Origin of the sequence: Methanosaeta sp. UBA356, assembly GCF_002496465.1 — an archaeon.
Lineage (GTDB): Archaea > Halobacteriota > Methanosarcinia > Methanotrichales > Methanotrichaceae > Methanothrix > Methanothrix soehngenii.
In genome coordinates, this window is record NZ_DAKC01000034.1 from 1 (window position 1) to 5,315 (window position 5,315).

The following is a 5,315-nucleotide window of genomic DNA, read 5'->3' on the forward strand; positions in this document are numbered from 1 at the left end:
ATTAAAAAGGGCGGAGTTTAGGTCAAATTCGACCATATATTTTGTGTGCTTGCTCAATAGTCATAATGTCCAAGATCTTGACAATTTTTTCATCTTTATATATTTTGTAAAAAGCGGTGTATGACCTTGAAATATGCAACCTATAAATATCTTCATGGTCCTTTCGCTGAATAATTTCTTTGTCTCCCTGGCCAGGAAATGGATTGAATGCAAGTGTTTTGCATTTTTCGACCACGATTCGGTGGCTCTTAGAGGGCAACGAGTTGATGAACTCCAAAGCATCCTTATCGATAACAATATGAAAGGCTACCACGGAAGCTCCACAAACTCACCCTCTTTCTCAATCTTTTCCATATCTCTGAATAGTCTAGCCTTCTTTCTCTCTTCAATCATCTCTTCAAGGAGTTGAGAATAGGTCTGTCCTGCCGACTTGAGCTCTGACAGCTCAATCCATACGGCTTCAGTTACAGGGATTCTTTTTGTAGCAAGCATGGATAATGTTGTAAGGATTGTAAGTAAATAGAGTTTTCCCTAAAAGCGATACATATGAAAGATTTTAATATTTAGCTGACTAAGCCCGGAGGGATGATCCGCGCCCTCCTCCTCTTGCTGCTGTTGCTGCCCGGCGGCGCAGCCCGGGACATCCAGCTGGGGCCCATGGCTCAGCCCGCGGGCGCAGTTATACTGGTCATAGACGGCCTGGGTTCATCTTACGTCTATCCGGAGCACAATGCCTATGCTCTGGACGGCTCGCCTCTGGATAAGGCGGTGCTATTCAACCTCACCGGCGGTGGGGCGCGGGCGGTGGATGTGCGAGTGCCAGTCCCCGAGACCACAAAGAGCCATTCCGTTCTTGTCACCGGCAGATCGGAAGCGGACTGGGACCAGCTCGGCCACACCATCTTCGACCTCGCCCGGGAGGAGGGATATTTATGCCTTGCCATTATGGAGCGGGGAGACTCTATGTCGATCATGGAGGATATGGATGCAGTCCTTTACCTGGAGGATAACGCCCTGCAGGGCGCTGAGCCCACACCGGGATTTCGGCCCGATGCTCCAGAGGGCCTGCGTACCCTCTTTCAGGAATGGCGGGACAGATTCGCTGGATATTCCAATCGTGAGGGCATGGCAGGCTATGCCGGCTACAACGCCTGGGCACTGGATGCGGCGGCGGATACTGTAGAGCATCTCATAGGAAAGCCATTCATCATGCTGGTCAATGCCGGAGCGGTGGACAGCGCCGGCCATAATCTGAACGCCAGCGGCTATCTGCAAGCAGTGGAGGCGCTGGACGCGCCCCTGGGCAGGCTGGTTCGGGCCTGCCGAAAAAATAACCTCTTGCTGGTCATCACTGCCGACCATGGCATGGTCTTTCCGGACCGGGAAGGAAAGGGCGGCCACTCGGCGGAGAAGTATGCCGCCCGGCTGGAGGCGTTGCGAGTGCCCCTGGTCGTCCAGGGGCCGGGAATTGAGGAGCTGAACCTTGGCGGCCAGTGGTCGGAGATGGATGTTGCCCCCACAGTGCTTGCATTGCTGGATGTATCCTCGAATACATCCTCTGAGGGAGTGGCTCTTCCGGTCAGGAAGGGAGGCATTCTGCGAGTTGCTGGCGCGCCAGCAGGGGTAGAACTGTGGGGGCAAGGGACCTGTCTGGCCAATGCCTCTGGGGATAACGAGTATATCTTCCGGGGTCTTGAGTGGGGAGAGTACACTCTGAAGGCTGGAGGGCAGTCCTGGGATGTGCTGGTGGATGGGGATGATACCATAGACCTGGCAGGAAAGGCGACCATGCCAGTGGGTATGAGGCGAGCTTTTGGAGTGATCATGATCCTGGTCATAAACCTGGGGGGAATGGCGACCATTTTGAGGATCTGGCGGCGCTCTGAATGAATAAGCCGCTCGCTTGAAGAATGATTCGCTATTCAAATTGGTTAAGTAGTGAAAAGGAGAAGGCTAGGAGAGATTTAGAGAATACCATGGCATTGGGCCTGCAAAATCAGTACAGTCGATTCTCGGGCGGGTCAACACCGATCCACAATGTCCTATTTCCAGGAGCCAGTACCACCAGGGTGGCAGGCCTGACCTCGCCCAAGATCTCGACATGATGCTGCTTTTAAGGCGGTACAGCACTGGACTATCACGCAGCGTCCATCTCGCGGGAGCCCGATTCACCGAAGGATGCCGGGCCTGCAATTCGCCTCTTTATCAGCATCTGTCATGTCCTGGCGGGCATGAACTACGACCCAGCTTTTGGGCATGCCTCAACGCCCATCATGGCATGCATATTCGCATCTATTTGCAGGGATGCTCTTCTCGATCTATCTTCGGGCAAAAGAGCCCAGTCGGATTGCTGGATCTCTGGTTCTTGCAGCGCAAAACACGACTTGTTCCTATAGGCACGATTAATACATATAGTTTGTGCCTTGATAGGTGAACTTCGAATCTCCGCTCCAGTCGTTCCTCCTATCATGCCCCTCAGGGCATCTTTGCGGTCATCTTTTTGATGTACTCCTCCTTAGAAAGACCGCGGTTCTCGTTCAGCCTATCTTTTATCATCTGGCCTTGATCTCTGAGCCACTCGAACTTGGTGCAGCCCTCCAATTCTTCGCAGGAGCTGCATAGGTCGTATCCTTTCTCTCGAGCGCAGATCCTTATGGTGCAATCAGGTGGACCTCCGCCGTTCTCGCATCCTGCGCAGCGGGCATAGGTCTCCATCCAGGCCAGGCCCAGATCCACTGCCGCCCAGTCGATCGCCTCTCCCCCAGGCACAAATGGAGCCCAGTTTGGAATATCGCATTCAGTGATGTGCTTTCTGGTCCGGCTTGCGGACTCGGCTACTATGCTGCCTCCCAAGGGGCATGAGCCGCATAATATTCCGCAGGGTCCGGCCTGATTTTCGGCGCTGTTCAGCCTTTCATCCATAAAATGTACATTGCTTGAAATATTCTTATATTCTTCGGCCTGATGACATCCTCCAGGAATTCGCATTAAGGCGAAAAAGGGTGTTTGCGGGATAGAGGAAGTGCTGCCCAAGCGATCCAGGCGGATATCAATGCTCTCTTAAGGATGAAGAGCATTTGATGGGATGCATTCCAGAGCGCAAGCTCCAAATTCCATGCCCCCCACTTAAATTCCGGTGTACTATGATGAATCTTGAAGAGATGTCGGAAATATTGAAGTCCTCCCTGGGAATCCGGGATAATATCGTAGGCGTAAGGCTGTTCAAGAGTGAGGAGGAGATCCCACAGGACCTTAAAATCGTCGAGAGGCCCTTCCGCTACTGCTCAATGATCCAGGGAGCGAGGCGAGAGGGAGTTAGCTATCTCGCTCATGCCGACTATCACCAGTGCAAAGGCGGTGCCTCGGGCCTGGGCCTGCTGGAATGCCCGGAGAACATCCGCACCGGAGCCCTGTACTTTGACAAACTGCACAAGTGCTCCACAAAAGAATCGGGAGCGATGATAGCAGCCAATATGCCCCGCATCCTTCCCGGCAGCACCGTGGCCAGCTATGTGGCCCCCCTGGACAAGATGAGGGTGCGGCCTGATGTGGTCATATTCGTGGGAAATCCACTTCAGGCAAGGAGGATCGTTCAGGCGGCGATGTTCGAGAAGGGGGGCAGGATGAGCTTTAATACTGCAGGGATTCAGTCCTTTTGCGTCGATGCCACCAGCTCACCCTACCTGAAAGGAGAGGTGAATGTATCACTAGGCTGCGACGGCTCGGTGAGGAACGCCGGCCTGGAGGACGGGGAGCTCGTGGTGGGAATACCCTACGACATGATGGAGAAGATCTGCATCATCCTCAAGGAGAACTATCAGGGCTGGGACAAGTTCATGCGAGGATGAGGATCGGATTTCGTCTCTTTTTTTCAGATAATTTTTAAATTTATATTTTTTAAATATTATTTAAAAAGAATGGTTTAATTTAAAATTTAAATCCTGGCTACACATTGATTATCTTTTGCATTCCCCGAGGGAAGTAAATGGTATTCAGGTAACTGTACTGGCCATCGTAGACTCTTATTTCATGGTTCCGATCGCCAGCCACCCCAAAGATGAACCTCCCATCCAGGGCGTCTCCTCCGGTGCCCTCTGTGCCGATAAATGTGCCGTCAACGAATACCTGATATCCGCGCATCTCCTCCGATATTATCGTCACCTCTACGTCGGCTGGAGATGGTTGCAACTCTGGAGGCTGAACCTGACTTCCGGGATAGGTGGATAGAAGAGGATGCTGATATGGTGGCTGGTAGTAGCCCGTAACATCGATGACGACCGAATTGCTGACCAGACCGTCAATTGTATAGAACAGGATGTGCTGGCCGATGGAATCGGCATAAAAGTCCATCTGATTGTACCCTGGATAGAAGTAGAATGAGTTCTTATTCAGATTTCCATCAGGATTTATCTCATACAGGACTCCCTGGCCGCCGGCGGATGATATGACAATCAAAGAGAGAGCGGATCCCCCTGGAGCTTTTGCATACTGAGTCCAGCTGGAGGAGCCCTGTATCCACAGCGAATTGTCGCCGGTGTAGGTGGCATAAGACCGATATTGGTCAAATGGCATGGCATTCATCTGGTAGGTGAAATATACCGTGGCTGGGGTCAGATCCTTGATGTCGCTCTTTTTTGGAGCTTCAAGATGCTTTCTGGCAGAGGAGGCTTTAGCCATCGAGTAATACTGAGCGTATATGGAATCGGAATCTTTGGATGGTGGATCGCCACCGATCCATTTTTCACCGATCCCAATATTGAAAAGCATCTCTGCTCTTGCTTCGCCTGGCCTCAGCTCTACGCCCGGTCCATCCGCAGCCCAGGCACTTCCCGCCAGCGATATGACGAGAATAAATAAGTAAACGAAGACTAATTCTCTAATCCGTTTCATATCAATCACCATATACAATGCTATCGAGAAGCTGCTGCTTTTGCCCGTAGCATATCATCAACACTTTTTCATCAGATCCAAGTGAGGGTTACTCATGGTACCTCTTCTGAATCCATGATGAAATGGCGGCCCAAAGATAAAGCCTTATTCTTCACATTAGGCCTATATTGACAATCAATCCCAATCCGGAAAGAAAAACTGCCATGCTGGAATGGGAGATTAATTCTCAATGGCCTTCCCTTAATCTGCACGATCCAGCTTTCTTTGCCTATGAATGATGAAGAGAGGGTGGCAAAAGTCAAGTGTATGGAGGGAGAGAAAATAAATCGACTTTTGCCGTTACTATATACGGCAATTGTTTATATTTAAGGCTTTCTCTCCCGGAACGATCAAAGCTTCACCTCGGAAGCCTGGCGTTTGGCAGG

6 protein-coding genes are annotated in these 5,315 nt (G+C 51.3%); 2 read left to right on the forward strand and 4 right to left on the reverse strand.

Annotated features, from left to right (window positions below; all coding sequences use genetic code 11):
• Positions 1–22 precede the first annotated feature (22 nt).
• On the reverse strand, positions 23–313 hold the full coding sequence (locus tag BP727_RS02590; RefSeq protein ID WP_276619453.1) for a type II toxin-antitoxin system RelE/ParE family toxin: 291 nt from the start codon (positions 311–313) through the stop codon (positions 23–25).
• Complete coding sequence (locus BP727_RS02595) at positions 307–492, reverse strand: hypothetical protein (RefSeq protein WP_013719109.1); 186 nt, start codon at positions 490–492, stop codon at positions 307–309. The genes BP727_RS02590 and BP727_RS02595 overlap by 7 nt, the downstream gene beginning before the upstream one ends.
• A 93-nt stretch (positions 493–585) precedes the next feature.
• Here BP727_RS02595 and BP727_RS02600 point away from each other — a divergent pair, with 93 nt between their 5' ends.
• Complete coding sequence (locus BP727_RS02600) at positions 586–1,890, forward strand: sulfatase-like hydrolase/transferase (protein ID WP_273272015.1); 1,305 nt, start codon at positions 586–588, stop codon at positions 1,888–1,890.
• 585 nt (positions 1,891–2,475) lie between these two features.
• Here BP727_RS02600 and BP727_RS02605 read toward each other — a convergent pair.
• Positions 2,476–2,922, reverse strand: coding sequence for a DUF3795 domain-containing protein (locus tag BP727_RS02605; RefSeq protein ID WP_048131988.1), 447 nt, complete (start codon positions 2,920–2,922; stop codon positions 2,476–2,478).
• A 239-nt stretch (positions 2,923–3,161) separates the two neighbouring features.
• Here BP727_RS02605 and BP727_RS02610 point away from each other — a divergent pair, with 239 nt between their 5' ends.
• Positions 3,162–3,848, forward strand: coding sequence for a DUF169 domain-containing protein (locus tag BP727_RS02610; protein WP_232844353.1), 687 nt, complete (start codon positions 3,162–3,164; stop codon positions 3,846–3,848).
• 97 nt (positions 3,849–3,945) lie between these two features.
• On the opposite strand, the gene BP727_RS02615 is transcribed toward BP727_RS02610, so the two are convergent.
• Positions 3,946–4,890: a hypothetical protein gene (locus BP727_RS02615; protein WP_157863695.1), complete on the reverse strand. Its 945-nt coding sequence runs from the start codon at positions 4,888–4,890 to the stop codon at positions 3,946–3,948.
• Between the last annotated feature and the right edge of the window lie 425 nt (positions 4,891–5,315).